Below are 4,750 nucleotides of genomic sequence, written 5' to 3' on the forward strand. Positions count from 1 at the left end.
GCGTACTCCACGGCCACCTCCGAGGCGCTGGACCGCGCGCGGCTCGTCCGGCGCAGCGCGGCGGTGCGGGTCACGGTCGACGCCCCGCACGCCGACGCGGGCCGGCTGCACGGCGTGCTCCGGGACTGGGCCGAGGCGCACGAGGGCTCCCTGGACGACGTGGCCTACGCCGCGGAGGCGCGCTTCACCCTGCTCATCCCGCCGGCCGCCCTGGACGCGTTCGACGCGGCCCTCGCGGCGGCCACCTCGGGCGCCCTGGAGGCGGCACGCGGCGCCACGGTCGTCCTCTCCCGCTAGCACGGCCGTCGACGTCGGCGGTTGCGCCCGAGGTCGACGGTTGCGCCACCCCTCGTCCGGCCGGAACCGACGACCTCGGCGTCTACCGGCGGGAGCGGGTGGCCTGGAGGGGGAGCCAGGCCGCCAGGTCGGCGCGCTCGCCCGAGGCGTGCACCCGGCCCGCGGCCAGCGCCTCGTGCCAGGACTCCGCGCCCGTCGCCAGGGCGAGCCAGGTCTGCGGGTCGGTCTCGACGACGTTCGGCGGGGTGCCGCGGGTGTGCCGCGGGCCCTCGACGGCCTGGACGGCGCCGTCCGGCGGGACCCGGACCTCGACGGTGTGCCCCGGCGCGACGTCGGCGAGCTCCTCCAGCGTGAACCGGACGGCGGTGCGGCGGGCGGTCGCGTCGGTCGGGTCCGCGCGCCAGGCGGCGACGGCGGCCCGGCCGACCGCGGGGTCGGTGCGGCGACGGGGAGGCATGCCCCCATCATCCCCGGTCAGGGCGACGCCCGCCCGGACCGCGCGTGGCAGGATCGACGGCCATGAGCCGCACCCCCGCCGAGCAGACGACCGCCGAGCCGACGACCCCAGGGCCCACGACCGCCGCGCCCTCGACCGAGCCCCGGCAGCGCGGCTCGCGCGCCGCGCTGTGGGGCGCGCTCGGGTCGGCTGCGGCCGGGCTGGCCGCGGTCGGCGCGATCATCGTGCTGGCGGTGCGCGCGGGCTGACCCCGCCGACCGGGCCGGGCGCGACCCGGCACGGGTGGCCCACGGCCCGCGCGCTCCGGGCTGCGCGCCCCAGGGTGGCCGGACGACGGCCCGCACGCGCCGGACCCGCCGGACCGCACTCCGGGGCCGGTCAGCGCGCCGGACGGCCCTGCTGGAACCGGTGGTACGCCGCCGTCGCGCGCCGGACCCGGTTCCGCTCCGCCGCGGCCAGGGCGGCGTCCGCGCGCCGCTCCTGGTAGGCCGCCTCCCGCGCCAGCCGCCGCCACGAGTCGAGCCGGCGCGCGGGCAGCGACCCGTCCTCGACGGCCGCGAGCACGGCGCAGCCGGGCTCCGTGCGGTGGGCGCAGTCGGCGAACCGGCAGCCCGCGGCGAGGTCGGCCACGTCGGCGAACGTCGCGTCCAGCGCCGCCGCGTCGGCGACCAGACCGACCCCGCGCAGCCCCGGGGTGTCGATGAGGCAGGCACCCCCGGCGAGCGGCACGAGCTCGCGGTGCACGGTGGTGTGCCGGCCGCGCCCGTCGGCCCGGCGGTCGCCGGTCGTCATCACGTCCGCGCCGGCCAGCGCGTTCACCAGCGTCGACTTCCCCGCGCCCGACGGGCCGACCACCACGAGGGTGCGCCCGGGCCCGAGCAGCGCGCGCACCGGCTCCAGGCCGGTCCCGGCCGCGACGCTCACCGCGTGCACGTCGGCGCCGATCGCCAGCGCGCGGACCTCGTCGGCCATCCCGTCGGGGTCCGGCACCAGGTCGGCCTTGGTCAGCACCACGACCGGGGTCGCGCCCGACCGCCAGGCCAGGGTCAGCAGCCGCTCGACGCGGCCCGGGCTGGGGTCGGGGTCGAGGTGCTCGACCACCAGCACCACGTCGACGTTCGCCGCGAGCACCTGCGCGCGGGACGTCCGGTCGGCGCCGTCCCGGACCACCGCGGTCCGGCGCGGGCGCAGGGCGACGAGCGCGGGGGCCCCGTCCGGGCCGGAGCCGAGCACGGCGTCGTCGCCCACCGCGGGCGGCACCGCGTCCCCGGGGACGCCGTCGGGGCCGAGCAGCGGCACGAGGCCCTCGCCGGGCAGCGGCACGCGCACGGGCTCGGCACCCGCCGCGCCGTCGACGCCGGGCGCGCCGTCGACGCCCGCGGGCAGCACGAGCACGGCCCCACGGTCGACGCGCACGACGCGCCCCGCGGCACCCGGCGGCACGTCATCGAGGAAGGACATGCCGACGACGGTAGGAACCCCCACCGTGCCGACGCGAGACCTTTTCCCGCCCCCGGACGCCGCGGGCGCGCGACCGCCGTCGGGCGGCCGGCGGCCCGGGCGTCAGCCGAAGTGGCGCGGCAGCGTGCCCTCGTGCGCCTCGCGGGCCTCGGCCAGCGGGAGCGTGAACAGACCCGTGACCTCGACGGCCGGCGCGTGCACGTGCTGCTCCGGCGCGTCCTGCGTCGGGGCGCCCGCACCGGGGCTGCAGGTCTCCGCCGTGACGCCGATGGCCAGCGCCGGGACGCCCTGCGCGGTGCACAGGTCCTCGAACCGCACGGCCTCGGACCGCGGCACCGCGACGACCGCCCGGGCCGTCGACTCGGAGAACAGCGCCTCGAACGGCGTCACGCCGTCGCGCGCGCACAGCGCGGCCAGGTCGACCTGCACGCCGACGCCGTACCGCAGCGACGACTCCACGAGCGCCTGCGCGAGGCCGCCCTCGGACAGGTCGTGCGCGGCGTCGACCAGGTCGTCCCGCGACGCCCGGACCAGCACGGTCGCGAGCTTCCGCTCGGCCTCCAGGTCGACCCGCGGCGGCGTGCCGCCGAGCTGGGCGTGCGCGACGTCGGCCCAGGCCGAGCCGTCGAGCTCCGGGCGGGTCGTGCCGAGCAGGTAGACCGACTGGCCGGCGGTGGTCCAGCCGGACGGGGTCGCCTCGGCGACGTCGTCGATCACGCCGAGCACGCCGACGACGGGCGTCGGGTGGATGGCGGAGTCGATCTTGCCGGGCTCGCCGGTGCCGTTGTAGAGCGAGACGTTGCCGCCGGTGACCGGGGTGCCGAGCACCGCGCAGGCGTCGGCGAGGCCCTCGATCGCCTGCACGAGCTGCCACATGGACGCCGGGTCCTCGGGGCTGCCGAAGTTGAGGCAGTCGGTGACGGCGAGCGGCTTGGCGCCCGAGGCGGCGACGTTGCGGTACGCCTCGGCGAGCGCGAGCTGCGCGCCGGCGTACGGGTCGAGCTTGGCGTACCGGCCGTTGGCGTCGGTGGCCAGCGCCACGCCCAGGCCGGTCGACTCGTCGACGCGGACCACGCCGGCGTCGTCGGGCTGCGCGAGGGCCGTGTTGCCCTGCACGAACCGGTCGTACTGGTCGGTGACCCACGCCTTCGACGCCAGGTTGGGCGACGCGAGCAGCGCCAGGACGGTGGCGCGCAGCGCGGGGCCGCCCTCGGGGCGGAGGTACCGCTGCGCGCCCTCGGGCGTGCTGACCGAGTCGGCGACCAGGCCGTCCTGCCACTCGGGGCGGGAGTACGGGCGGTCGTAGACCGGGCCCTCGTGCGCGACGGTCTTCGGGTCGACGTCGACGATCCGCTGCCCGTGGTGGTCGATGGTCAGGCGGCCGGTGCCGGTCACCTCGCCGATCACCGCGGTCTCGACGTCCCACTTCGACGTGATGGCCAGGAACTCGTCGAGCTTCTCCGGCGTGACGACCGCCATCATCCGCTCCTGCGACTCCGACATGAGGATCTCGCCGGCGGTCAGGGTGGGGTCGCGCAGCAGCACGTTCTCCAGGTCGACGTGCATGCCGCCGTCGCCGTTGGACGCGAGCTCGGAGGTGGCGCACGAGATGCCGGCCGCGCCGAGGTCCTGGATGCCCTCGACCACGCGGGCCGCGTAGAGCTCCAGGCAGCACTCGATGAGCACCTTCTCCATGAACGGGTCGCCGACCTGGACCGACGGCCGCTTGGACGGCTTGGTGTCGTCGAAGGTCTCGGACGCGAGGATCGACGCGCCGCCGATGCCGTCGCCGCCGGTGCGCGCGCCGAACAGGACGACCTTGTTGCCCACGCCCGAGGCGTTCGCCAGGTGGATGTCCTCGTGCCGGAGCACGCCGAGGCACAGCGCGTTCACCAGCGGGTTGCCCTGGTAGGAGGCGTCGAACACGAGCTCGCCGCCGATGTTCGGCAGGCCGAGGGAGTTGCCGTAGCCGCCGACGCCGGACACGACGCCGTGCACCACGCGGGCGGTGTCCGGGTGGTCGACCGCGCCGAACCGCAGCTGGTCCATGACCGCCACCGGGCGCGCGCCCATCGAGATGATGTCGCGGACGATGCCGCCGACGCCGGTCGCGGCGCCCTGGTACGGCTCGACGTAGGACGGGTGGTTGTGCGACTCGACCTTGAACGTCACCGCCCAGCCGTCGCCGATGTCGACGACGCCGGCGTTCTCGCCGATGCCGACCAGCAGGTGCTCGGTCATCTCGGGCGTCACGCGCTCGCCGAACTTGCGCAAGTGCGTCTTGCTCGACTTGTACGAGCAGTGCTCGGACCACATCACGGAGTACATGGCGAGCTCGGCGGCCGTGGGGCGGCGCCCGAGCAGGTCGCGGATGCGCTGGTACTCGTCCGGCTTGAGCCCGAGCTCCGCGAACGGCTGCGCCTCGTCGGGCGTGGACGCGGCGAGCTCGACGGTGTCGAGCTGCGGGCGGGGGGCGGACACGGCTTCAGCGCTGTCGGCAGCGGCGGTCATCAACTTCCCTCGGGTCGCACGAGT

The 4,750-nt window shown here is 77.0% G+C and carries 5 protein-coding genes; 2 read left to right on the forward strand and 3 right to left on the reverse strand.

Going from position 1 to position 4,750, the window contains the following annotated elements:
* Positions 1-297: DUF1949 domain-containing protein (locus tag VER05_RS13420; protein WP_324845843.1), on the forward strand; the 297-nt coding region annotated here is incomplete at its 5' end.
* Between the two features lie 82 nt (positions 298-379).
* Here the strand turns inward: VER05_RS13420 and VER05_RS13425 are convergent.
* The gene (locus VER05_RS13425; protein ID WP_324845844.1) at positions 380-754 is read right to left on the reverse strand and encodes a sterol carrier family protein; all 375 of its coding nucleotides are present in this window, start codon (positions 752-754) and stop codon (positions 380-382) included.
* A gap of 62 nt (positions 755-816) precedes the next feature.
* Here VER05_RS13425 and VER05_RS13430 point away from each other — a divergent pair, with 62 nt between their 5' ends.
* The gene (locus VER05_RS13430) at positions 817-1,002 is read left to right on the forward strand and encodes a hypothetical protein (protein ID WP_324845845.1); all 186 of its coding nucleotides are present in this window, start codon (positions 817-819) and stop codon (positions 1,000-1,002) included.
* 130 nt (positions 1,003-1,132) lie between these two features.
* Here VER05_RS13430 and rsgA read toward each other — a convergent pair whose 3' ends face one another.
* Both rsgA and purL read right to left on the reverse strand, forming a co-directional pair.
* Entirely contained in the window at positions 1,133-2,215 is a 1,083-nt protein-coding gene (gene rsgA, locus VER05_RS13435) for a ribosome small subunit-dependent GTPase A (RefSeq protein WP_324845846.1), read from the reverse strand.
* 102 nt (positions 2,216-2,317) lie between these two features.
* Positions 2,318-4,726, reverse strand: coding sequence for a phosphoribosylformylglycinamidine synthase subunit PurL (purL, locus tag VER05_RS13440; protein ID WP_324845847.1), 2,409 nt, complete (start codon positions 4,724-4,726; stop codon positions 2,318-2,320).
* Positions 4,727-4,750 lie beyond the last annotated feature (24 nt).

Source organism: Cellulomonas sp., assembly GCF_035634735.1.
Lineage (GTDB): Bacteria > Actinomycetota > Actinomycetes > Actinomycetales > Cellulomonadaceae > Cellulomonas.